Source organism: Sphingomonas sp. Leaf21 (assembly GCF_916858675.1).
GTDB lineage: Bacteria > Pseudomonadota > Alphaproteobacteria > Sphingomonadales > Sphingomonadaceae > Sphingomonas.
The window spans coordinates 60375-83087 of record NZ_CAKASM010000006.1; the positions used below are offsets into that span (position 1 = coordinate 60375).

23 protein-coding genes are annotated in these 22713 nt (G+C 65.9%); 16 read left to right on the forward strand and 7 right to left on the reverse strand.

Translation table 11 applies throughout. The annotated features are described in order from the left end of the window. Positions 1–2: 2 nt before the first annotated feature. The 9 genes from LRP66_RS07635 (at position 3) to uvrC (ending at position 6380) form a co-directional block, all read left to right on the forward strand. The gene (locus tag LRP66_RS07635; RefSeq protein ID WP_329959247.1) at positions 3–128 is read left to right on the forward strand and encodes a YnbE family lipoprotein; all 126 of its coding nucleotides are present in this window, start codon (positions 3–5) and stop codon (positions 126–128) included. 2 nt (positions 129–130) lie between these two features. Continuing rightward, entirely contained in the window at positions 131–511 is a 381-nt protein-coding gene (locus LRP66_RS07640; protein ID WP_230481900.1) for a YdbL family protein, read from the forward strand. A 467-nt stretch (positions 512–978) separates the two neighbouring features. Further along, positions 979–1296: an AtpZ/AtpI family protein gene (locus LRP66_RS07645; protein WP_230481901.1), complete on the forward strand. Its 318-nt coding sequence runs from the start codon at positions 979–981 to the stop codon at positions 1294–1296. 33 nt (positions 1297–1329) lie between these two features. Further along, positions 1330–2121, forward strand: coding sequence for a F0F1 ATP synthase subunit A (locus tag LRP66_RS07650; protein ID WP_230481902.1), 792 nt, complete (start codon positions 1330–1332; stop codon positions 2119–2121). Between the two features lie 82 nt (positions 2122–2203). Next, positions 2204–2431, forward strand: coding sequence for a F0F1 ATP synthase subunit C (locus tag LRP66_RS07655; RefSeq protein ID WP_007406947.1), 228 nt, complete (start codon positions 2204–2206; stop codon positions 2429–2431). Positions 2432–2490: 59 nt separating this feature from the next. Next, positions 2491–2985, forward strand: a complete 495-nt coding sequence (locus LRP66_RS07660; protein ID WP_230481903.1) for a F0F1 ATP synthase subunit B family protein — start codon at positions 2491–2493, stop codon at positions 2983–2985. Further along, positions 2978–3637 (forward strand): F0F1 ATP synthase subunit B family protein, encoded by a 660-nt coding sequence (locus LRP66_RS07665; RefSeq protein WP_230481904.1) that lies wholly within the window; start codon positions 2978–2980, stop codon positions 3635–3637. Before LRP66_RS07660 ends, LRP66_RS07665 begins: the two co-directional genes overlap by 8 nt. 322 nt (positions 3638–3959) lie before the next feature. Beyond that, positions 3960–4280: a DMT family transporter gene (locus tag LRP66_RS07670; RefSeq protein WP_042484285.1), complete on the forward strand. Its 321-nt coding sequence runs from the start codon at positions 3960–3962 to the stop codon at positions 4278–4280. Positions 4281–4460: 180 nt separating this feature from the next. After that, positions 4461–6380: an excinuclease ABC subunit UvrC gene (gene uvrC, locus LRP66_RS07675; protein ID WP_230481905.1), complete on the forward strand. Its 1920-nt coding sequence runs from the start codon at positions 4461–4463 to the stop codon at positions 6378–6380. 319 nt (positions 6381–6699) lie between these two features. Here uvrC and LRP66_RS07680 read toward each other — a convergent pair whose 3' ends face one another. Then, positions 6700–7578 carry a hypothetical protein gene (locus LRP66_RS07680; RefSeq protein WP_230481906.1) on the reverse strand — a complete coding sequence of 293 codons (879 nt, stop codon included), beginning with the start codon at positions 7576–7578 and terminating at the stop codon, positions 6700–6702. A gap of 518 nt (positions 7579–8096) precedes the next feature. On the opposite strand from LRP66_RS07680, the gene recO reads away from it, so the two are divergent. From recO to LRP66_RS07695, 3 genes are read left to right on the forward strand one after another with little or no spacing between them, the layout of a single operon-like run. Further along, entirely contained in the window at positions 8097–8828 is a 732-nt protein-coding gene (recO, locus tag LRP66_RS07685) for a DNA repair protein RecO (RefSeq protein ID WP_230481907.1), read from the forward strand. Positions 8829–8881: 53 nt separating this feature from the next. Beyond that, entirely contained in the window at positions 8882–9925 is a 1044-nt protein-coding gene (gene leuB, locus LRP66_RS07690; RefSeq protein WP_230481908.1) for a 3-isopropylmalate dehydrogenase, read from the forward strand. A gap of 5 nt (positions 9926–9930) precedes the next feature. After that, the gene (locus tag LRP66_RS07695) at positions 9931–11031 is read left to right on the forward strand and encodes a glycosyltransferase family 2 protein (RefSeq protein ID WP_230481909.1); all 1101 of its coding nucleotides are present in this window, start codon (positions 9931–9933) and stop codon (positions 11029–11031) included. A gap of 93 nt (positions 11032–11124) precedes the next feature. On the opposite strand, the gene LRP66_RS07700 is transcribed toward LRP66_RS07695, so the two are convergent. After that, positions 11125–12369, reverse strand: a complete 1245-nt coding sequence (locus tag LRP66_RS07700; RefSeq protein ID WP_230481910.1) for a phospholipid carrier-dependent glycosyltransferase — start codon at positions 12367–12369, stop codon at positions 11125–11127. Between the two features lie 255 nt (positions 12370–12624). Between LRP66_RS07700 and LRP66_RS07705 the strand changes: the two genes are divergently transcribed. Further along, complete coding sequence (locus LRP66_RS07705; RefSeq protein ID WP_230481911.1) at positions 12625–14487, forward strand: glycoside hydrolase family 35 protein; 1863 nt, start codon at positions 12625–12627, stop codon at positions 14485–14487. Between the two features lie 517 nt (positions 14488–15004). Here LRP66_RS07705 and LRP66_RS07710 read toward each other — a convergent pair. Then, a complete protein-coding gene (locus LRP66_RS07710; RefSeq protein ID WP_230481912.1) occupies positions 15005–15310 on the reverse strand; it encodes a hypothetical protein in 306 nt (101 codons plus the stop codon). Positions 15311–15446: 136 nt separating this feature from the next. Here LRP66_RS07710 and LRP66_RS07715 point away from each other — a divergent pair, with 136 nt between their 5' ends. Genes LRP66_RS07715 through LRP66_RS07725 form a run of 3 tightly spaced genes read left to right on the forward strand, consistent with a single transcriptional unit; the run spans position 15447 to position 17826 of the window. Beyond that, positions 15447–16655, forward strand: a complete 1209-nt coding sequence (locus LRP66_RS07715) for a trans-sulfuration enzyme family protein (protein WP_230481913.1) — start codon at positions 15447–15449, stop codon at positions 16653–16655. Beyond that, positions 16652–17050 carry a Co2+/Mg2+ efflux protein ApaG gene (apaG, locus tag LRP66_RS07720; protein WP_230481914.1) on the forward strand — a complete coding sequence of 133 codons (399 nt, stop codon included), beginning with the start codon at positions 16652–16654 and terminating at the stop codon, positions 17048–17050. Before LRP66_RS07715 ends, apaG begins: the two co-directional genes overlap by 4 nt. Beyond that, a complete protein-coding gene (locus LRP66_RS07725) occupies positions 17047–17826 on the forward strand; it encodes a LysR family transcriptional regulator (protein WP_230481915.1) in 780 nt (259 codons plus the stop codon). Before apaG ends, LRP66_RS07725 begins: the two co-directional genes overlap by 4 nt. Positions 17827–18128: 302 nt before the next feature. On the opposite strand, the gene hslO is transcribed toward LRP66_RS07725, so the two are convergent. The 4 genes from hslO to LRP66_RS07745 form a co-directional block, all read right to left on the reverse strand. Next, entirely contained in the window at positions 18129–19043 is a 915-nt protein-coding gene (gene hslO, locus LRP66_RS07730; protein ID WP_230481916.1) for an Hsp33 family molecular chaperone HslO, read from the reverse strand. Between the two features lie 117 nt (positions 19044–19160). Further along, positions 19161–20084, reverse strand: a complete 924-nt coding sequence (argF, locus tag LRP66_RS07735) for an ornithine carbamoyltransferase (protein ID WP_230481917.1) — start codon at positions 20082–20084, stop codon at positions 19161–19163. Between the two features lie 53 nt (positions 20085–20137). Continuing rightward, entirely contained in the window at positions 20138–21328 is a 1191-nt protein-coding gene (locus LRP66_RS07740; protein ID WP_230481918.1) for an aspartate aminotransferase family protein, read from the reverse strand. Between the two features lie 107 nt (positions 21329–21435). Beyond that, a complete protein-coding gene (locus LRP66_RS07745; RefSeq protein ID WP_230481919.1) occupies positions 21436–22659 on the reverse strand; it encodes a hypothetical protein in 1224 nt (407 codons plus the stop codon). Positions 22660–22713 lie beyond the last annotated feature (54 nt).

Genomic DNA, 22713 nt, shown 5'->3' on the forward strand with positions numbered 1-22713 from the left:
GCGTGAACATTTCCGCGCCCGACAAGCCGATCGAGATCAATCTGAACATCAATGTGACGCAGGAAGTGGTATATCGCCTGGATGGCGAGGCCAAATCGCTGATCCAGCAGAATCCGGGGATATTCTGACCATGAAGACGAAATCGGTGATCCTGGCGCTCGGCGCGGTCGCGCTGCTCGGCGTGTCGGGGATGGCGATGGCGCAGCGCGATCCGGCCTATGCCGCCGCGCGCGCCGCGGGCCAGGTCGGCGAGCAGCCCGACGGCTATCTGGGCATCGTCGGCGCCGCCACGCCCGAACTCCGCACGCTGGTCAACAGCATCAACATCCAGCGCAAGGCCGCCTATACGCAAAAGGCGCAGGCGAGCGGCGCGACGGTCGAGCAGATGGCCTTCACCAGCGGCTGCAACCTGATCGCGCAGACCGCGAGCGGTGAGAAGTACAAGACGCCCGAAGGGGTGTGGAAGACGCGCACCGGCGCCGCGCCCGAACGCGCCCCGGCCTGCGTGTAAGGCGTTCTTCTCCTAACTCCCCTCCCGCAGGCGGGAGGGGTTGGGGGAGGGGACCCGGGTCGTGACAGAGCGACCCGCCTGAGGATCGGACCGGGATCCTTCCAGCAACAGGCGGCATCGCTCGTGGACAGCGCCAGCCCTCCCCCAGCCCCTCCCGCCTGCGGGAGGGGAGAAGAAGAAGGAGCCCCTCCCGCCTGCGGGAGGGGAGAAGAAGAAGGAGCCCCACCCGCCTGCGGGAGGGGAGAAGAAGAGGGAGCCCTGCCGCCTGCGGGAGGGGAGAAGCCGGACAGGGGCGGAGACCACTCTGTCACCTTCCAGACACAAGCCTTAACACTTCTGTCACAACCCGGACCCCAAGCGGTTGACTTGGCGGGACACGCTTTCTAAACGGGCCTCGCCTTGGCGGGGTCGCTCGCCGTTCGCGCGCATTCTCCCCTTCGGTGACGAAAACAGGTGAGGGTGGCTGCGTGGCGGAGAGGGAACCCGGACAGGACTTTGGCGATGCGGACGATCCGCGTCTGGCCGCGCTGGATCAGCGACTGGCCAAGGCGAGAGCGGACGAAACATCGCGGCAGGGGGTGAAGGTGGATGCCGACAGGGGTTATTCCCAGGGCAGCCGCGTCATCTCCGCGCTGATCGGAAGTCTTGTCGGCAGTGCGTTGATCGGCTGGCTCTTCGACCGCTGGTTCGGCACCGCACCCTGGGCCCTGATCGTGATGCTGTTCCTGGGGATCGGCGTGGCGTTCAGGCAGATCATTCGGATTTCTGGTGAGCGCCCGGAGTAACCGGGCGTTCGTCATATGTGGGAACGAAGCAGCGTGGCGGCAGAATCGGGCGGCAAGATTGATCCGATGCACCAGTTCCTGATCGAGCCGGTGCTCGGTCGGCATTGGGTGGTCGGCGGCTACGACCTTTCCTTCACCAACTCCGCTCTGTGGATGGTGGCGACGCTGGTCGCGCTGTGGATCTTCATGATCGGCGGCATGAAGCGCGATCTGGTGCCCGGTCGCTGGCAGGCGGCGGTCGAGGGTTTCACCGGCTTCGTCAATTCGATGCTGACGTCGAATATCGGGCCCGAGGGCAAGCGCTTCCTGCCCTACGTCTTCTCGCTGTTCATGTTCATCCTGTTCGCCAACATCCTGGGCCTGCTGCCCTTCGGTGTGGTGCCGGGTGTCCATCCCTTCACCGTGACCAGCCACCTGACGGTCACCGGCGTGCTCGCCGTGATCTCGTTCGCGATCGTGCTGATCGTCGGCTTCGGTCGTCACGGCTTCCACTTCTTCGCGCTGTTCGTGCCGCACGGCACGCCCAAGCTGATGATCCCGCTGATCTTCGTGGTCGAGCTGATGAGCTTCCTGGTGCGCCCCTTCTCGCTGGGTCTGCGACTGTTCGTCGCGATGACCGCGGGGCACATCCTGCTGAAGGTTCTCGCCGCCTTCGTCATCAACGGCATCAACATGGGCCCCGGCTATGCCGCGCTCATCACGCTGCCGAGCTTCCTGCTGATGATCGGCATCACCCTTCTCGAACTGCTGGTTGCCGCGATCCAGGCCTATGTCTTCGCGCTGCTGACCTCGGTCTATCTGAACGACGCCGTCAACCTGCACTGATCCGGCACGGCCGGACCGGGCGGGCGGACGCGCCGCCGACTTGAATACCCGAACGACCCTTTTTTGAACTGGAGTGATTGAAATGGACGCAGAAGCCGCGAAGCTGATCGGTGCCGGTCTGGCCGCTATCGGCATGGGCATCGCCTCGCTCGGCGTGGGCAACGTGTTCGCCAAGTTCCTCGAAGGCGCGCTGCGCAATCCGGGTGCGGCGGACAGCCAGCAGGGCCGCCTCTTCATCGGTTTCGCCGGTGCCGAGCTTCTGGGCCTGCTCGCCTTCGTGACGATGATCATCCTGGTGTTCGTCGCCTGATAATTCTGATCGGCCGGGCGGCGCTTGTGTCGCCCGGTTGATATGGCAACGAGGACTCCATGCCCCAGATAGCACAGATCAGTGCGACCTATGCGTCGCAGATCTTCTGGCTCCTGATCACCTTCGGCCTGCTCTATTTCGTGGTCGGTCGTGGGATGGTGCCCAAGATTCAGGCGACCGTCGACGCTCGCGAAGCCCGTATCGCCGGCGATCTGGCGGCGGCGGAGGCCGCGCGTGCCGAGGCCGACCGGGTCGAGGCGGCATGGCGTGCCGAGATGGACGCGGCCCGGGCCGCCGCCATGGCGGAAACCGGCGCGGCCAAGTCGCGTGCGACCCAGGCGTTCGAGGCGCAGGTCAAGGCGGCCGATGCCGACCTGGCCGAGCGGCTGGGCCATCACGACCTCGCGATCGCCAATGCCAAGGCAGAGGCGATGGCCAATCTTCAGACCGTGGCGGCCGACGCCGCGCGCGATCTCGTCGCCAAGCTGTCCGGCGTCCATGTGGGCGAGGATGCGGCGGCGGACGCGGTGCGAAAGGTGAGCGCGCATGGCTAATCATTCCGCAGGCGGCGCGTTGACCAACGCCGATGCGCAGGTCGCACAGAACCTGGCCGACGCCGCTTCGGCCGAGGGCATGACGCAGAAGCCGATCCGCGAGGGCGATGGCCTGACCGGCAACACGGTGGCGCCGGCGGAAGCCGAACATGCCGCCAGCCCGACCGCGCTGGGTTTCGACTCGACCGGATGGGTGGCGCTTGCCGCGCTGGTCGTGCTGATCGGTATGCTGGTCAAGAAGGTGCCGACGATGATCGGCCGCTCGCTCGACCAGAAGATCGCGGCGATCCGCGCCCAGCTCGACGAAGCCACCAAGCTGCGTCAGGAAGCCGAGGCGCTGAAGGCCGAATATGAGGCCAAGGCGAAGGCCGCCCATGCCGATGCCGAGGCGATGCGCGTCCAGGCGCAGCACGAGGCGGGTCAGTTCCTCAGCAAGGCCAAGGCCGATGCCGAGGCGCTGATGGAGCGTCGCGCCAAGATGGCCGAGGACAAGATCGCCGCCGCCGAGCGCACCGCGCTGGCCGAGGTTCGCGCGCGCGCGGCCGAAGCCGCCGCCAAGGCGGCCGGCCTGCTGATCGCCGAGCATCATTCGGCCGACGCGGACCGCGCGATGATCGACCGCACGATCTCGGGGCTCGGTCGCCCGAACTGATCGGCTCCCATGCCGGGAACTGGACCGCGCTTCGGAAAGCCGAGGCGCGGTTCGGTCGTTTTGGGGCTTTTCCCGTTCTCCGTTCACGCTGAACGACGTCGAAGCCCAGGGGAATCCCTTCCCCCGCGCCTGAACGAAGGACGGGGTTCATCTATTCCTCCCCAAGCTCGCTTGGGGAGGGGGACCGCCGGGCAACGCCCGGTGGTGGAGGGGCAAGCCCCCACCTCATAGCCCGCCGCCAAGGCGGACCCGCATCGCCGTCTCTTCCGGGTTTCCGGCGCCGATGCCCATTTTCCGAGCCCGTTACCAAGGAGCCACTCCGATGGCATGGGTCATTCTGGGTATTGCCGTGATTACCGAAATCTGTTGGGCGCTGAGCCTGAAATGGGCGGCGACCGTCGCCACCTGGCAGGCGTCGAGCGTGCCGATCATCCTCAGCTTCGTGAACATGGGCCTGCTGGCGCTCGCGATGCGGGGGCTTCCCGCAGGCACGGCCTATGCCGTGTGGACGGGGCTGGGCGCGGTCGGTGTGGTGATCGGCGGCGCCATCGTATTCGGCGACAAGATCGCGCCGATCCAGGCAGGCTTCATGGTCCTGACCGTGATCGGCGTGATGGGCACGAAGCTCTTCGCGCAGGGGTAAGTCCATTCCTCCCGTGAAAGGGGAGGTGGCACAGCGTCAGCCCTGACGGAGGGGTGTCGCGGCGCGTACGGGAGCATGCCCCTCCACCATGCTGCGCATGGTCCCCCTCCCCATCGGAGATGGGGAGGAATTGGGGGGACGCACTGGCGATCCGCGCCCCGCGCCCCTAAATCGGGCACGATGTCAGAGCCTCCCGTCGACCGCTTCAACGAAGAAAAGTCCACCTTCACCCTGCGCGGTGCCGACGCGCCCGATCTCAAGGCCGGGGTGGCGGCGATCCGCAACGTGCTGGCGACGCTGCCGCTGCGGCCGGGCGTGTACCGGATGCAGGATGCGCGCGGCGACGTTCTCTACATCGGCAAGGCGCGCGCGCTGAAGAACCGCGTCGCCAACTATACCCAGGTCGAACGCCTTCCCAAGCGGCTCCAGCGCATGGTCGGCCAGACGCGGTCGATGACCATCGTCACGACGAACAACGAGGCCGAGGCGCTGCTGCTCGAGGCGCAGCTCATCAAGCGCTACCGCCCGGCGTTCAACGTGCTGCTGCGCGACGACAAGAGCTTTCCGTTCATCCTGCTGCGCGCCGATCACGAATTTCCGCGCGTGCAGAAGCATCGCGGCGCCAGGCGCGCGGTCGGCAATTACTACGGCCCCTTCGCCAGCGCGGGCAGCGTCAACAACACGCTGAACGCGCTGCAAAAGCTGTTCCTGCTCCGCTCCTGCACGGACAGCTTCTTCAAGGGGCGCGACCGGCCGTGCCTGCTCTACCAGATCAAGCGTTGCTCGGCGCCCTGTGTCGGACGGATCGACGCGGCGGGCTATGCGGAGCTGGTCGCCGACGCCAAGACCTTCCTCGGCGGCAAGTCGACCCAGGTCCAGGCCAAGCTCGGCGCGCAGATGCAGGCGGCGGCGGAGGCGATGGACTTCGAACTCGCCGCGATCCTGCGCGACCGACTCAAGGCGCTGACCTTCATCCAGGGGACGCAGGCGATCAACGCGGAAGGCGTGGGCGACGCCGACATCTTCGCGCTGGCCTGTCGCGAGGGAGTGATGGGCATCCAGGCCTTCTTCATCCGCGGTGGCCAGAATTGGGGGCATCGCAGCTTCTTCCCCGCGCATACCACCGACGTACCCGAGGATGAGGTGCTGACCAGCTTCCTCAGTCAATTCTACGAGGAGGTGCCGCCCGCCAAAACGATCCTGCTCGACCGCGAATTGCCCGAGGGCGCGTTGCTGACCGAAGCGCTGGGCGAACGCGCGGGCTATAAAGTGCAACTGACCGTTCCGCAGCGTGGCGACCGCCGCCGCCTGCTCGACCAGGCGAAGCGCAACGCGGTCGAGGCGCTCGACCGGCGGCTGGCCGAGTCGACGACCCAGGCCAAATTGCTGCGCGAAGTCGCCGACTTCTTCGACCTGTCCGACCCGCCGCAGCGGATCGAGGTGTACGACAACAGCCATATCCAGGGCACCAATGCGCTGGGCGCGATGGTCGTGGCGGGGCCGGAGGGTTTCCAGAAGGGCCAGTATCGCAAGTTCAACATCAAGGGGAACGAGGCGGCGACCAACGACGATTTCGGCATGATGCGCGAGGTCTTCCGCCGTCGCTTCGCCCGCCAGTTGGAGGAGAATCCTGACCGCGACGACGCGACCTGGCCTGACCTGGTGCTGATCGATGGCGGGCGCGGCCAGCTCAACGCGGCCAGGGCGGTGCTGGAGGATCTGGGCATCGAGGATGTCTGTCTCGTCGGCGTCGCAAAGGGCCCGCATCACGGCCGCGAGGGGCGCGAGGTCTTCCACATGATGGACGGCAGCGAACGGATGCTGCCGGTGGGCGCGCCGCTGCTATTCTACCTCCAGCGCCTACGCGACGAGGTCCACCGCTTCGTGATCGGCGCGCACCGCGACAAGCGCGCCAAGGCGATGGGTGCGAGCCCGCTGGACGAAGTGCCGGGCATCGGCCCGGCGCGGAAGAAGGCGTTGTTGATGCACTTCGGCACGGGACGCGCGGTGCGCAACGCCAGCCTGGAGGATCTGCGGAAGGCGCCGGGCGTCAGCCAGGCGGTGGCGCAGCAGGTTTACGACTTTTATCATAGCCGGTGAGGGGGAGAGCCTTTGGCGTCGGCCAGCCTTCCTTCACCCTTTTTGCCGTTTCCGGATCTCCGAGGCACTCGCTCGGGAACGACCAATCGAGAAGGGGTTCCGGTAGTTTCCGGCCTTCTGCGGCATAGCGCAGCTTACGTGGCAGATGGAGGCGTGAAGGCATTAGGGCAAAGCCGTCCAGCCACATCGCGGTCTCGAATATCATCGACTGACATCGCCACTGGCGACCTTTTGTCCTGATTCACTTTATTCAGGCACGGTGATGGTGGCGGGAACGGAGATGTGCTGCATCAACTATAATGGCAAATGACAGAGATAATTATTTCCGTCTGTTGGCAATATCGTTTGCCAGATTCGAAAGTGCATTGATGGACGATTGATCGTTTGTTCGAGCTCTGATTTCCATCAAATACCTGTCGGACTCAATCCACCGTATCATGGTGTATCCAACGCCGAATTCGTCCTGCATTCGTCCGAGAGTCGCTGGGTAATCTCCGGCTTTATGGTTTATCGAACTTTGAGGGATCGTCGCCACGCCTCCGCCTGCCCTAATGTCAGACTCCTCCAAGATTACTCTTCCTAAACCTGGGACGTTGTCAAATACGCGCGATATCCCTGTCCAACCATCGCTGGCATCTTCGGAGTCAATCAAGCTGTTCAATAAGGGATTGTTCGATTTCTCCGACGCATTCACGTAGGTGCCGCCCGGAATATATCCCGTAAACGTCGCTTTTTCTATTGAGGTGGCGTTTAAATTTGCGGGCTTGATCGAGAATGAACGATCCGAACCCAAAGCATTGCCACTTTTGAGGTCTATTCCTCCGGGCTTTCCGGCAAGGTCGAACGCCTTGGCTTCCTGCCGTGATATTGGCTGCACAGATCGAAGTGCGTTCCTTATATTTTCGGCACTTCTTTCATCTCGATCGGCAACTATGAAGGCGCCCAAGCCCCTGCCGCCGGATGCTTCATTCAGCATGGCTCTGTAACGTCGAATGGCATCGATCTGGAGCTGGTCGCCTATCGCCAATGATGTATTTGGATCATCATCGGTTTTATATTTGACCCTCTCATTTTTCATCGTGCCATGGTCGACTTTTACCACATTTATACCGCTCGACCTGACCGGATCTTTATCATGCGATAACGAGTACCAGCCCCAGAATAAGAGCGAAACTACACCGATGATTGCGGAAATCATTGTAAATCGACGTATATCTCTACCCATCTTACCGGCCGCCGAATGAGTTATCAGAGAAACTGGGCAAAAGTCCGCACCCAGTGCTGCTGCTCATTGCAATCATACCTAGGTCATATTCTGGAACTCCTTCGGACCAAACATAAATTCCGATAATAGCTCAATACCGTAGATCGGTATGCTATATGACGCTAAATCTGTAATCTTTAGACGTTCTATGTAGCCTCTTATAATATACATGATGATTCTATAAAATAGAAATAAATATGATAATTCATTTCTGGATCGAATATGTCGCGTATTCGTAAAATATGATGGATTTTCAATAAGTATGAATAATCGGCGTTTGCAATCTGTTAGTGGTATGGATTGGCAGATTTATCTCGCCTTGAGGATCAGCTTGGAAATTGGCGAGGGCTGGTCAACCTCGCATCGAGATCAAGTATCTTAAAATCGGCCATAATATTGGCGGGCACCTGCGCACCATGGCGTCCCGCCCCGTTCCCCCCTACATCCCCATCATGCACCGGGTCGCCCCCGCCATCATTCTGTCGGTCCGGCCGCATGGCGAGCATGGGGCGATCGTGCGGGGTTTGACCCGCGACGATGGGGTGCAGCCCGGTTATGTCCGGGGCGGGCGGTCGCGGGCTTTGCGGCCCGTCCTGCAACCCGGAAATGCGATCATCGGCGAGTGGCGGGCGCGAACCGTGGAGCAGCTTGCGGCGCTGACCATCGAGCCGGGGCATAGCCGTGCGGGTTTGCATGGCGAGCCACTGGCCGCCGCCGGTATCGAGTGGCTGTGCGCGCTGACCGCCGCCGCCCTGCCGGAGGAGCAGCCCTATCCCATTCTCTACGACGCGCTCGACGCGGTGCTGACGGCGATCGAGTCCGCGCCTTCCGCCCGGGGATGGGCGGGCGCGCTGGTTCGCTATGAGCTGCTGCTGCTGGGGCAGTTGGGGTTCGGGCTCGATCTCGAGCGGTGCACGGTGACCGGCGTGACCGACGATCTCGCCTTTGTTAGCCCGAAGAGCGGGGCGGCGGTGTCGGCGGGGGCGGCGTTCGGCTATGAGGCGCGGCTGTTCGCGCTCCCCGCCTTCCTGCGCCAGGGCGGCCTGGGCGACTGGCCCGACATATTCGCCGCCGGGCGGATCACCGCGCATTTCCTGGCGCGCGATATCCTGGTCGGGTTGCGGCACGATCCCATGCCCGCCCGCGCGCGGCTGTTCGACCGGTTCAAAAGGGCGGTTGCGTGATCTGACCCCTCAAGGCAAAGGGCGCTCCGAACATAGGCAAGAAGGGGCCAGCCATGGCATTGATCGCGATCCTCGCCGGTGACGGCATCGGCCCGGAAGTGACGGCGGAGGCGCGGCGCGTGCTGGAGGCGCTGGACCTCGGCCTGACCTTCGAGGAGGCCAGGGTCGGCGGCGCGGCCTATGAGGCGGCCGGGCATCCGCTGCCGCCCGAAACGCTGGACGTGGCGGAGCGTGCCGACGCGCTGCTGTTCGGCGCGGTCGGCGATCCGCGCTTCGACAATCTGGAACGCGCGCATCGGCCCGAACAGGCGATCCTGGGTCTACGCAAGGCGTTCGGCCTGTTTGCGAACCTGCGCCCCGCCCGGCTGTTCGAGGGGCTGGAGGATGCCAGCTCGCTGCGCCCCGACATCGCCCGCCGCATCGACATGGTGATCGTGCGCGAGCTGACCGGCGACGTCTATTTCGGCGCCAAGGGGCGCGGCACCACCGAAGCCGGTTTGCGCGAAGGCCATGACCTGATGGCTTACGACGAAGAGGAAGTGGCGCGCATCGCCCGCGTCGGGTTCGAGACCGCGATGCGCCGCCGCCGCCGATTGCTGTCGGTGGACAAGGCCAATGTGCTCGAAACCTCGCAGCTTTGGCGCGACGTGGTGATCGAGGTGGCGAAGGACTATCCGGACGTCGCGCTCGAGCATATGTATGTCGACAATTGCGCGATGCAGCTGGTGCGCGATCCGGGCCAGTTCGACGTGATCCTGACCGGCAATCTCTTCGGCGACATCCTGTCGGACCAGGCATCGATGTGCGCGGGCTCGATCGGGATGCTGCCCTCGGCGGCGCTGGGTGCGACGGGCAAGGGACTCTACGAGCCGATCCATGGTTCGGCCCCCGATATCGCGGGTCAAGGCAAGGCGAACCCCTGTGCCGCGATCCTGTCCTCCGCGATGATGCTGCGCCACTCGCTGGGCCAGCCGCAAGCGGCCGATCGGATCGACGCGGCGGTGGCGGGTGCGATCCGCGATGGCGCGCGGACCGGCGATCTGGGCGGCAGCCTGTCGACGCGCGCCATGGCCGACGCGATCCTAGAGCGCCTCTGACGCGCATGGGCGCGCTCCTCGAACTCGCGGTCGTCATCCCGACCTTCAACGAGCGCGCCAATGTGCCCGTGCTCATCGCCAAGCTCGACCAGGCGCTGGCCGGGCGGCGGTGGGAAGCGATCTTCGTCGACGACAACAGCCCCGACGGCACGGCGGACGCCGCACGCGAGCTGGGTCGCGCCGATCCGCGCGTGCGTGTCATCCAACGGATCGGGCGACGCGGCCTGTCCTCGGCCTGTATCGAGGGGATGTGCGCCACCGCTGCACCCATGGTCGCGGTGATCGACGGCGATTTGCAGCATGACGAGACGCTGCTCCCGAAGATGCTCGACCGGTTGCAGGCGGAGCCCGGGCTCGACCTCGTCGTCGGATCGCGGTTCGTCGAGGGCGGCGGGACCGGCGACTGGGACCGCGACCGCGTGGCGAAGTCGGCCTTCGCGACCCGGCTGTCGCAGCGGGTGCTGAACGTGAACCTGTCCGACCCGATGAGCGGTTTCTTCATGGTCCGCACGCAAGTGGCGCGCGATACGGTGCCGCATCTGTCGGGGATCGGGTTCAAGATCCTGCTCGACCTGATGAGCGCCTCGCCACGCCCGCTTCGCGCCGCCGAGATGCCCTATGTCTTCCGGCTGCGGACCGAGGGCGAGTCGAAGCTCGATCATGTCGTGGCGATGGAATATCTGATCGCCCTGTACGACCGGCGCTTCGGCAAGGTGGTGCCGGTGCGCTTCGCGATGTTCTCGGCGATCGGGGTGCTGGGCGTGGGCGTGCACATGGCGGTGCTCAGCCTGTTGTTCGTCCTGCTCGGGACGAGCTTCCTGGCCGGACAGATCGTCGCGGTCGCCGCCGCGATGACCGTCAACTTCTTCCTCAACAACGCGCTGACCTATCGCGACCGGCGACTGCGGGGGTTCCGGCCGCTGCTCGATGGATGGGTGTCGTTCTGCCTGGTCTGCTCGGTCGGGGCGATCGCCAATGTCGGGGTGGCCGCCTTCCTCCACGATGCGCGGGCCAATGAGTGGGCGGTCTCGGCGCTGATCGGGGTGCTGATCGGCGCGGTGTGGAATTATGCGCTGTCGTCGCGGTTCGTCTGGGGGCGGTATTGAGCGTGGTACGTGCCCTTCGCCTTCTCCCAGTGCGAACGGACGTCCGACCCGGAACCTGTTAAGCCTGGGCGACGTCCAAGGCCGCGCGACGCGTTACCGCCAGTCCGCGAACCAGGCCCAGCGCAGGAACGACCTGGGGCCCGCCAGCGCCCCCGCGGTCAGGATCGGATAGAAATAGGCGAACAGGCACAGCGCCGCGACCAGATAGGCCTCGTCCCAATCGCGCATCGCCGCCCGCCACCGGTCGATCGCCACCGCCAGCGCGACCGACAGCCAGATCGCGGGCAGAAAGTAATAATAATAGAAGCCCAATGACTTCGGAATGATCGCCCAGACCGCGAAGCCCCCGATCCACAAGGCCGCCGCGAACCCCAGCCTGATGTCTCTGGTCCGCAGCCAGGCAAGCGCGCACGCCGCCACCGCGACCAGTCCGCCCCACATCACCGCCGGATTGCCGAGCAGGAAGATGCCGCGCTGCGCTCCATCGGCGACCTCGTAGAAATACCAGATCGGCCGCCCGATCACCGGCCAGCTCCACCAGGTCGACTGATAGGTGTGCGGCGGCAGGATCTGCGTCTGGCGCGCATACATCTCCGCCTGGAAGGGCAGGAGGTTCGCCCACGTCATCGGCTCACGCGCATAGAAGAAGGCGGGGGCGAAGGTCGCCGCATAGGCAAGCCCGGCCGCCAGTCCGAGCAGCCCCCAGGCCGACCACCAGCTCAGGCCCGGCCAGCGGCTCGAGTCGGCGCGCTTCATCAGGACGAAACCGATCGCCGCATAGCCGAGATAGGGCACCGCCGCCCATTTGACGCCCGCCGCCAGGCCCAGCAGCACCGCACCCAGCGTCCAGCGCCACCGGCTCTGCACGACGCTGCCCCGCATCGCCCAGCCCATCGCGGCGACCGCCAGCACGACGAACGCCGCCATGAAGCCGTCGAGCATCGCGATCCGCGCCTGGATCAGCACCATGAAATTGACGAGGGTCAGGAGCCCGCCGATCCCCGCCGCGCGGGTGCGCCGCGTCATCAACCAGACGATCGCGAACACGCCCCCGACGATCGCCGTCCCCGCGACCGTCGACAATGCCCGCCAGCCGAGCGGATCGTCACCGAAGATCATCATGCCCAGCGCGATCAGGATCTTGCCGAGCAACGGGTGCTCGATATTCACCGGCCCATCCAGCGCCAGCAGCGTCCGGGCGGCGGGGACATAATGGATCTCGTCGAATACCAGCATGTGCGGCGTGGTCAGTCGCCAGCAGAACAGCGCCTGCGCCGCGATCAGCAGGGCAAGCAGCGTCGGGACCGGACGGCTGAACGGGGCAAGCAGGCGGCGCATGAATCAGTCATGGCGGCGGCGCGAGGGCGGAGCAATGGCTTTGGTGTGCCTTCATCGCGGCCCGGCAAGGGCACGATCGTTTATCACGCCGGCCCCATCCCCCTGGGACTGACCGTCGCGGCGCGTATCAAAATGTGAATGCAATGGTCAGACAATTTGACGAAGCCGCGCGCCCATGGCACCGATGGCGCATCGGGAGGGGCCGGACGTATTCGTCCGACACATGGCGCCCCACGAGCATTGCGGGAGAGTGACGTGACGCGACTGGTTCGATCAGCGATCATCGGCGGAGTTCTGGCGGCGACGGCGCTGTCGCCGCTCGGCGCGCAGACCCCGACCGCCAATGACGGCCCCGCGCGAAGCTTCTCGGTCGAGGGCAAGGGCTTCCTGCGCAACGGCCAGCCGCATCAGGTGATCTCCGGCGAGATGCATTATGTGCGCATTCCGAGGGCCTATTGGCGCGACCGGCTGCGCAAGGCCAAGGCGATGGGGCTCAACACCATCACCACCTACGCCTTCTGGAACGCGCATGAACCGCGCCCCGGCGTGTACGATTTCAGCGGGCAGAACGATATCGTGGCCTTCATCCGCGACGCGCAGGCCGAGGGGCTGGACGTGATCCTGCGGCCTGGTCCCTATGTCTGCGCCGAATGGGAATTGGGTGGCTATCCGGCATGGCTGCTCAAGGATCGCAAGCTGGTGCTGCGATCGACCGATCCCAAATATACCGCCGCCGTCGATCGCTGGCTGATGCGGCTCGGGCAGGAGGTGAAGCCGCTGCTCCTGAAGAATGGCGGCCCGATCGTCGCGGTGCAGCTCGAGAACGAATATGGCGCGTTCGGAGACGATCAGGCCTATCTGCGCGGGCTGGAGGCGAGCTACAAGCGTGCCGGGTTCGCCGACGGGATCCTGTTCACCTCGAACCAGGGCGGGGACCTCGCCAAGGGTTCGCTGCCCAATCTGCCCTCGGTCGTGAATTTCGGTTCGGGCGGCGCGCAAAGCTCGGTCGCCAAGCTGGAGGCCTATCGCCCCGATGGCCTGCGCATGGTCGGCGAATATTGGGCGGGCTGGTTCGACAAATGGGGCGAGGAGCACCACGAGACCGACGGCAGGAAAGAGGCCGAGGAAATGGCCTATATGCTCAAGCGCGGCTACTCGATCTCGCTCTACATGGTGCATGGCGGCACCACCTTCGGCTGGATGAACGGCGCGGATTCGCACACCGGCAAGGATTACCATCCCGACACGACCAGCTATGACTATGACGCGCCGATCGATGAGGCGGGCAATCCGAGGTACAAATACGGGCTGATCGCCGCCGCCATCGCCGAGGTGACCGGCAAGCCCGCCGCGCCGACACCTGCCGCCACCGTGGCGACGACCTTCCCGGTCTCGGCGGTGCGGCGCAGCGCGTCGCTATGGGACAATCTGCCGCCCCCCGTGCGCGCCGCACAGCCCAGGACGTTCGAGGAACTCGACCAGAATTACGGCTATGTCCTCTACCGCGTCACCGTGCCTGCGGGTGCGGCGGCGCCGCTGACGCTGAAGGGTATGCACAGCTATGCCCAGGTCTATATGGACAAGGCCCTGGTCGGTACGCTCGACCGGCGGCTGGATCAGGAGACGATCGAGCTGCCTGCGCGCGTCAAGCCGATGGTGGTCGACATCCTGGTCGAGAATACCGGTCGCGTGAACTACTCGCACGCCATTCGCACCGAGCAGACCGGCCTGACGGGTGCGGTGACGCTGGCGGGGCGGTCGCTGAGCGACTGGCAGATGTTCCGCCTGCCGATGGACGATCTGGCTAGGCTGAAGCTGTCGGCCAAGCCCTGCACCGGGCCCTGTTTCTACGAGGCGGAGATGACGGTCTCCAAGCCCGGCGACACCTATCTCGACATGCGCGGCGCGCATAAGGGACAGCTATGGCTGAACGACCATAATCTGGGTCGTTTCTGGGGGATCGGGCCGGTCCATACGCTCTATACCCCCGCGCCCTGGTTGAAGGCGGGGGCGAACCGCATCCTGTTCTTCGACCTGACCGGGGATGCCGGCGACAAGCTGACGACGGTGGCCAAGCCGATCTATGGCAAGGTCACCAATCATCGCGAGGCCCAGTAGATCGGGCGAGGGGGGCGCCCCTCCACCACCCGGCTTTGCCGGGCGGTCCCCCTCCCCATCGGAGATGGGGAGGATTTGGGTCACCCTGCTCCTCCCCAAGCCATGCTTGGGGAGGGGGACCGCCGCGAAGCGGTGGTGGAGGGGCATGGCCGCCCGCCAAGCTTACTCGGTCGCGCCGATCGGGCGTGGGGCCAGCCCCTCCACCACCCGGCTTCGCCGGGCGGTCCCCCTCCCCATCGGAGATGGGGAGGATTTGGGTTACCTTATTCCTCCCCAAGCCAAGCTTGGGGAGGGGGACCGCCGCGAAGCGGTGGTGGAGGGGCATGGCCGCCCGCCAAACTCACTCGGTCGCGCCGATCGGGCGTGGGGCCAACCCCTCCACCACCCGGCTTCGCCGGGCGGTCCCCCTCCCCATCGGAGATGGGGAGGATTTGGTCACCCTATTCCTCCCCAAGCCAAGCTTGGGGAGGGGGACCGCCGCGAAGCGGGGGTGGAGGGGCATGGCCGCGGACCGGTCCTACCGGACCGCCGCCGCCTGGTTCGCCACGATCGCTTCGCGCTGTTCCGGGCTCATCGCGCTGGCATTGACGTCGGCCGCCTTGATCGCGTCGGCGCGGTCCTCGGCATAGTCGCGGGTCTTCTCGGCCTGTTTGTCGAGCATCTTGGCCTGGTTGCGCAGCGCATCGGCCTGGGTTTCCATGCCGTCGGCGCGGTTGTCGGCGGCCTTCTCGACATTCTCGGCAAGCTTGTCGGTGCCCTTGCTGTTGCACGCCGACAGCGACACGAGGCCTGCGGCCAGCAATAGGATGATGCGGGTCTTCATTGTCTTCCTCCCTGTTGGAACAGGCCGACATAACCGGATCGGGCACATTTCCGTTCCGCTCGGGTAACGGTGACACAAGGGGCCGAGCGTCGGAATATCCTTGAACCCCGCTCCCCGGACCGGCAAATGGGCGGATATGAAGCGCAAGACTGGCCAGGACCGTTCGATCACCACCAAGTGGCGCCCCGCGACGCAGGCCGTGCGCGGCGGCACCGCGCGGTCGGAATATGGCGAGACGTCCGAGGCGCTCTTCCTGACTTCGGGCTATTGTTACGACCGCGCGGGCGATGCCGCGGCGCGGTTCGCGGGCGAGCAGGACGGGATGACCTATTCCCGCCTGCAGAACCCGACCGTCGAGATGCTGGAACAGCGTATCGCGCTCCTCGAAGGGGCCGAGGCGTGCCGGACCATGGCGTCGGGCATGGCGGCGATGACGGCGGTGCTGCTCTGCCAGTTGCAGGCGGGCGACCATCTGGTCGGCGGGCGTGCGGCCTTCGGATCGTGCCGGTGGCTGACCGACACGCTGCTGCCCAAGTTCGGCATCGCGACCACCGTGGTCGATGCGCGCGACCCGCAGGCGTTCCTCGACGCGGTCCGCCCAGAGACCAAGGTCTTCTTCTTCGAGACGCCCGCCAACCCGACGATGGACGTCGCCGATCTGGAGGCGATCTGCGCCATCGCACGCGAGCGCGGCATCACCACGGTCGTCGACAATGCCTTCGCGACGCCCGCGCTCCAGCGGCCGATGGACTTCGGCGCGGACGTGACCGCCTATTCCGCGACCAAGATGATGGACGGGCAGGGGCGCGTGCTGGCGGGTGCGGTGTGCGGGACCGAGGACTTCATCACCAACACCCTGCTGCCCTTCACCCGCAACACCGGGCCGACGCTGTCGGCGTTCAACGCCTGGGTGGTGCTGAAGGGGCTGGAGACGCTGGACCTGCGTATCCATCGCCAGTCGGAGTCGGCGATCAAGGTCGCAAGGTTTCTCGAAACCCGCGTGCCGCGCGTGCTGTGCCCCGGTCTGCCCAGCCATCCGCAGCATGAACTCGCCATGCGCCAGATGAAGGCGGCGGGCAGCATCTTCGCGCTCGAACTCGATGGCGGGCGGCAACAGGCGCATGGGCTGCTCGATGCGCTGGAGCTGATCGACATTTCGAACAATATCGGCGACTCGCGCTCGCTGATGACCCATCCCGCCTCGACCACCCATGCCGGTGTCGCCGAGGAAAAGCGGATCGAGATGGGGATCGGCGAGGGGATGCTTCGCCTCAATGTCGGGCTGGAGGATGCGGACGACCTGATCGACGATCTCGGCCAGGCGCTCAGCGCCGTGGGTCTGTGAAGGCGCTCTTCCCCCACGCGTTGACCAGCGGGCCGGTGACGGTCCGCGTGTCGGTCAGTTATCTGCCCGAGCAGTCCGAGCCGGAGCGGGGGCGCTGGTTCTGGGCCTATCATATCCGCATCGAGAATGAGGGCGACCAGGCGGTGCAACTGCTCACCCGCCGCTGGATCATCACCGACGGACGCGGCGCGCGCCATTCGGTCGAGGGCGAGGGCGTGGTCGGCGAACAGCCGGTGATCCAGCCGGGCGCCTCCTATGACTATGTCTCGGGCTGTCCGCTGGCGACGACCAGCGGCGCGATGCAGGGCAGCTATCGCATGGTGGGTGCGGACGGCGTGACCTTCGACGCGGCCATTCCCCATTTCGCGCTGATCGCCCCGGCGGTGGAATCGTGAAGCGGACGCATCTCCCGCTCAACGGCTTGCGCGTGCTCGACGCCGCGGCGCGCCACCTCAGCTTCACCCGCGCCGCCGACGAACTGGCGGTTACCCCGGCGGCGGTGGGGCAGCAGATCCGCGCGCTGGAGGATACGCTGGGCGTCGTCCTGTTCCGCCGCACGACACGCGGCCTGGAGCTGACGCCCGAGGCGGAAGCTGGCCTCGCGCCGCTGCGCGCCGGTTTCCTGCAGTTCGAGGATGCCGTGCGCGCGATGCAGGCGGGCCAGTCGTCCAAGTCGCTGACCATCGCCGCGCCGCGCGACGTGACCGAGAAATGGCTGATGCCGCGCCTCGCCGCGATCGCCGCGAGCGATCCCGATTTGCGCTTCTCGCTGATCGCATCGGATGAGGGGCTGGATTTCACCGAGGCCAATCTGGACCTCGCCATCCGCTGGGGCGACGGGCCCGGCGGGCTGGAGGGCGAGGCGATCGAGTCCGACGGGATGATCCCCATTGGCCCCGCCGATGCGCCGCTGATCGCCTGGCCCGGCGCGCCGGAGGAGGGCACGCCGCTGGTCCGGGTCACCGATGCGGGCCTTGCGATCGACGCGGTCGCGGCGGGGCTTGGCCGCGCGGTCGTGCCGCAACTGCTCGCCGAACGCGATCTTGCGGAGGGGCGGGTGACGGCCACCGGCGAGGCGGTCCCGTCCCGCATGGGATACTGGCTGGTCGCACCGCTGCCGCAATGGCGCCAGCAGAAGGTCAAGTCGCTGGTCGAGGCTTTGGGGGGCTAACCCCTCCGCCAACCCGAAGGCCACGCCTGGTTGCCACGTCGCCCATGGTGACGTGGCGTGAGGCGCTAACGAGAGAGCGCGGTAGGGCCTCTCACATCCCATCGACGCCGCAACCGGCGCCCGGGCCGCTGCGCCGTAAATCCTCCCCATCTCCAATGGGGAGGGGGACCGCCAGCCGCGGGCTGGTGGTGGAGGGGCGGGGTGCCTTCGCAAGGTGCGGGGTTTGTCGCAGGGGAATGCCCCTCCACCATGCTGCGCATGGTCCCCCTCCCCAAGCCGAGCTTGGGGAGGAATAAAAGGGGTCAGGCCGCCGCTTCGGCGTCGTAGCGAACCGGGAACTTCTTGGCGCAAAACGCGCAATCCACCTGAATCAGCCCGTCGGCGTCCGCCATGTCGCGGCGCTCCTCGACGGAGAACTTGGTGATGACGCTCGCGATATAGTCCGCCGAACAGCGGCAGCCGCGCACGATCGCCGGAGCCTGGGTGACGCGGACATCCTGTTCCTCGTTGAACAGGCGCCACACCAATGTCTCCAGCGGCAGCGCGGCGTCGGCGAGTTCCTCGACTTCCATCGTCTGGCCAAGCGCCTGGACATGCTCCCATTCGGGATGGTCGAGCTTGACGTGCAACCGCTCGCGGCCTTCCTCGCCCTCCGGCAGATGCTGGAGGAACAGGCCGCCCGCGACGGTACGCCCGTCGGGGCCCTTGCTGATCCCGACGCGCAACAGGCTCGGGATCTGCTCCGACTGGGTGAAATAGCTCTCCGCCGCCGCCGACAGCGTCTCGCCGTCGATCGGCACGATACCCTGATAGCGCTCGCCGGTCACCGCCAGGTCGAAGGTGATCGCCAGATAGCCCTGGCCGAACAGCGCGAACAGCGTCGGATCGGCGGGCAGTTCGGCGAGCTTGTCGGCGTCGAACTGGACATAGCCGCGCAGCTCGCCGCCGCGATAGTCGCAGACCAGCAACTGGATCACGCCCGTATCGCTGCGCGTCTGGATGGTCAGCTGGCCGTCCGCGTCCTTCAGCGTGGTGCCGATCAGCGCGGTCAGCGTCAGCGCCTCGGCCAGCAACCGTTCGATCGCGGGGGGATAGGCATGTGCCATCAGGATCTCGTCCAGCACGGGCCCGAGGCGCACCAGACGTCCGCGCGCATGCTGCTGCGGAATGGTGAAGCCGATCGCGCGGTCGAGTTCGGGCAGGGTGATGTCGGTCATGCTCGTGCCTTTACGCTCCGGATGGCGGCCGGGCGATATGGTGCCGGTCTGGCGGGGAAATGGAAAAGGCCGACGAACCCGCCGGCCTTTCCCTAGATAGGATGGCGCGGCCTGCGATCAACCGACCTGGCCGAAGCACCAGCGCAGCACCGATTTCTGCGCATGGAGCCGGTTCTCCGCCTCCGGCCAGATCAGCGACTGCGGCCCGTCGATCACGTCGCCCGTCACCTCTTCCTCGCGGTGCGCGGGCAGGCAGTGGAGGAACTTCGCGTCGGGCTTGGCCAACGCCATGAGGTCGGCATTGACCTGGAACGGCATCATCGCGGCCAGCTTTTCCTCGGCATGGGCCTGGCCCATCGAGATCCAGGTGTCGGTGACGACGATGTCCGCACCCTCGACCGCCGCACGCGGATCCGTGGTGCAGGTCGCGCGGCCATTGCCGAGTTCCAGCGTGCCCGGCTCGGGATGGTAGCCGTCCGGGCAGGCGGCGACCACGTCGAAGCCGAGCAGCCCGCCCGCCTCGACGATCGAGTGCAGCACGTTGTTGCCGTCGCCCAGCCAGGCGACCTTCAGGCCGGACAGGGTCTTGCCCGCCTCGATCACGGTCAGCAGGTCGGCCATGATCTGGCACGGGTGCGACAGGTCGGTCAGGCCGTTGATGACCGGCACGGTCGCGTAATGCGCCATTTGCTCGACCTTGGCATGGTCGTCGGTGCGGATCATGATCGCGTCGGTATAGCCCGACAGGATGCGCGCGGTGTCGGCGATGGTCTCGCCGCGCCCGAGCTGCATCGTACCCGCATCAAGCCCGATCGAGGTGCCGCCAAGCTGGCGGATCGCCATGTCGAAGCTGACGCGGGTGCGGGTCGAGTTCTTCTCGAACACCATGGCCAGCGTGTGCCCGGCGAGCGGCGCGTCCGCGTCGACGCGGCCGTTGGGGAAACCGGCGCGCGCGGCCTTGCGAGCCTGCGCGTCGTTCAGAATGGCGGTGACACCCTCGGGACCGGCGTCGGCGAGGTTCAGGAAGTGGCGGATCGTCATGGGTCGGTACTCCGTCCCCCGGCGGTCATGGGCCGCCGGGGTGGCAGGGATCATCAGTCGTCGGCGGCGGGGACGTAGACGCGCGCGGCGTCCGACAGCTTCGTCGCGAACTCGGTGATGTGGCTTTCGTCGATGGTCAGCGGCGGCAGGATACGGATGACGTTCTCGCCCGCCGCGACCAGCAGCAGCCCGTGATTGTCGCGGCAATGCGCGACGAAACGGCGGCTGTCGCTCTTCATCTTCAGGCCCTGCATCAGGCCGTGGCCACGCACTTCCTCGAACAGATGGTCGAAGTTCGGGATCATCTGCTCGAGCGTGGAGCGCAGACGCTTGCCCATCGCCTCGACATGCTCGAGGAAGCCAGGCTCCTGCATCACGTCGAGCACCGCTTCACCGGCGGCCATGGCGAGCGGGTTGCCGCCATAGGTCGAGCCGTGCGTGCCGATGACCATGCCCTTGGCCGCTTCCTCGGTCGCCAGGCACGCGCCCAGCGGGAAGCCGCCGCCGATACCCTTGGCGGAGGCCATGATGTCGGGCGTCACGCCGTACAGCTCATGCGCGAAGAACTTGCCGGTACGACCGTAACCGCACTGCACCTCGTCCAGCACCAGCAACAGACCATGCTCGTCGCACGCGCGGCGCAGCCCTTGCAGGAATTCCATGCTGGCAGGACGCAGGCCGCCTTCGCCCTGGATCGGCTCGACCAGGAAACCGGCGGTGTTCTCGTCGATCAGCGCCAGCGCCGCCGCCAGATCGTCGAACGGCGCGTAGGCGAAGCCGGGCAGCAGCGGTTCGAACCCGTCGCGCATCTTGGGCTGGTTGGTCGCCGAGATTGCGCCCAGCGTCCGGCCGTGAAAGGCGTTGTTGAACGTGATGAGCGTGTGGCGCTGCGGATTGCCGTTGGCGAAGTGATAGCGGCGCGCGGTCTTGATCGCGCATTCGACCGCCTCTGCGCCTGAATTGGTGAAGAACACCGTGTCGGCAAAGGTCGAATCGACCAGCCGCTGCGCGAAATGCTCACCCTGCGGGCTGCCATACAGGTTCGACACGTGCATCAGGGTGGCCGCCTGCCTGGCGATCGCCTCGACCAGCTTGGGGTGGCCATGGCCCAGCGCGTTCACCGCGATCCCGGCGGCGAAGTCCAGATACTGCTCGTCGTTCTCGCCATAGAGATAGACGCCCTCGCCTCGGACCGGACGCACCCCGCACCGTGGGTAGACGGGCATCAGGGCGGTGATGGTCACGGGGTGTCTCCTTCAAACAGCAAAGGGCGGCTCGAAGGGCCGCCCGATACCGATCATAGGGTCTATTGCGCGGTGGCGTCAACGCATCGCAGCGGCGGGGAGAGCGGCTATGACGGCGTGGCCGGGGCGGCCGCGGATGGCCGGGGCACCGGTGACAGGTCGGTCACCTCGATACGCAGCCCGGCGCTGTTGGTGCGTATGCGGGACCGGGTCTCCGTCTGGGTATCGGCGATGAAGGAATAACGCTCCAGCCGGGGCAGGTCGCGCGTGCGACGCTGCGGCGCGTAGCGTCGTTCCTGGACCTGCTTGGTGACGAGCGCGAGCCATTTCAGGCTCAGTCCGTCGGTCTGCTGGACGATTGAGACGTCGGAGACCTTTCCATCGGGCGCGATGAAGAAGCTGACATCCGCCCAGAGCGGATCGGCCGTGCGCTGGGCGGCGCCAAAGCCCATATTCTCGGTCTTGAGGGGCGGCGCAAACAGCAGCATCGGTTGCGGATTGTCGTCGGGTTCCATGCCCGCGAGCGCCGCCTCGATCGCCGCAGGGCGTCGCGACGCCGGTTCCAGCCGGGCCTGCAACATTCGGACGCCGTTGCGGAAGGGCAGGAAGGCTGGCGAAGTGTTGGCGAGGATCGCCTTGGCTTCCTCCTGTGCCGGACGGGTAAAGCGCGGCAATGCGTATGCCAACGCCCCGAGCAAGACGGCGGAGCGGAACATCGCCATGCCCTCAATCTCGGGCAGCCCGGCCTCTCGCCCCTGATGCGCGACCTTTTCATATTGCGACAGCGCCATGTCGATCTTGCCCTCGCGTCGCATGGCATCGCCGATCTCCAGCCGCTGCGTGTAGACGCGCGTGTCGGCATGCGGCAGGCCGCTCTTCAGGGCATCGATGGCATCGATCGCGCTGGTCTTGTTCTGATTGGGATGGCCGGTGAGATTGGCGAACAGCCCGGTCGCCCGGTGCAAGTCGGCGACGTCGATCGGCAGTTCGGCGGCATAGCGCGCATTGCGTTTGCGCGCGGCGAGCATCGTCTCGCGACCGCCATGATAGTCGCCCATGACCAGCTGCGTCTCGGCATAGGCGAGCGACAGGTTGATGTCGCGCTGGGGCGGGCAATGCTGTGCGATACAGGCGTCCAGATCCTGCTTCAGCCGTTTCGATCGCTGGCCCATCACCACGATGGAACTCTGCGCCTTGGCCGCTTCCAGATTGGGGTCGTCACCGCGAAAGATCGATTCGACCGGTACTGGCGGATTGCGGGGTTGGGTCAGCGCGGGCGCGACCGGCTCCGGTCGAACCTGGGCTTGCAGCAACAAGGCGAGGATAAGCATGGGCAGGCCTCCTTCTTGCCGCCCGACCGATCAGGGCCGAAACGGCTGAGTGAC

Coding starts and splice junctions, on each gene's coding strand:
- LRP66_RS07710 (WP_230481912.1), bottom strand. CDS start 15,310: ATGAAGACCCGCATCATCCTATTGCTGGCCGCAGGCCTCGTGTCGCTG.
- uvrC (WP_230481905.1), top strand. CDS start 4,461: ATGTCAGAGCCTCCCGTCGACCGCTTCAACGAAGAAAAGTCCACCTTC.
- LRP66_RS07680 (WP_230481906.1), bottom strand. CDS start 7,578: ATGATTTCCGCAATCATCGGTGTAGTTTCGCTCTTATTCTGGGGCTGG.
- LRP66_RS07695 (WP_230481909.1), top strand. CDS start 9,931: ATGGGCGCGCTCCTCGAACTCGCGGTCGTCATCCCGACCTTCAACGAG.
- LRP66_RS07660 (WP_230481903.1), top strand. CDS start 2,491: ATGCCCCAGATAGCACAGATCAGTGCGACCTATGCGTCGCAGATCTTC.
- LRP66_RS07700 (WP_230481910.1), bottom strand. CDS start 12,369: ATGCGCCGCCTGCTTGCCCCGTTCAGCCGTCCGGTCCCGACGCTGCTT.
- LRP66_RS07665 (WP_230481904.1), top strand. CDS start 2,978: ATGGCTAATCATTCCGCAGGCGGCGCGTTGACCAACGCCGATGCGCAG.
- LRP66_RS07655 (WP_007406947.1), top strand. CDS start 2,204: ATGGACGCAGAAGCCGCGAAGCTGATCGGTGCCGGTCTGGCCGCTATC.
- recO (WP_230481907.1), top strand. CDS start 8,097: ATGCACCGGGTCGCCCCCGCCATCATTCTGTCGGTCCGGCCGCATGGC.
- LRP66_RS07640 (WP_230481900.1), top strand. CDS start 131: ATGAAGACGAAATCGGTGATCCTGGCGCTCGGCGCGGTCGCGCTGCTC.
- argF (WP_230481917.1), bottom strand. CDS start 20,084: ATGACGATCCGCCACTTCCTGAACCTCGCCGACGCCGGTCCCGAGGGT.
- hslO (WP_230481916.1), bottom strand. CDS start 19,043: ATGACCGACATCACCCTGCCCGAACTCGACCGCGCGATCGGCTTCACC.
- leuB (WP_230481908.1), top strand. CDS start 8,882: ATGGCATTGATCGCGATCCTCGCCGGTGACGGCATCGGCCCGGAAGTG.
- LRP66_RS07745 (WP_230481919.1), bottom strand. CDS start 22,659: ATGCTTATCCTCGCCTTGTTGCTGCAAGCCCAGGTTCGACCGGAGCCG.
- LRP66_RS07715 (WP_230481913.1), top strand. CDS start 15,447: ATGAAGCGCAAGACTGGCCAGGACCGTTCGATCACCACCAAGTGGCGC.
- LRP66_RS07670 (WP_042484285.1), top strand. CDS start 3,960: ATGGCATGGGTCATTCTGGGTATTGCCGTGATTACCGAAATCTGTTGG.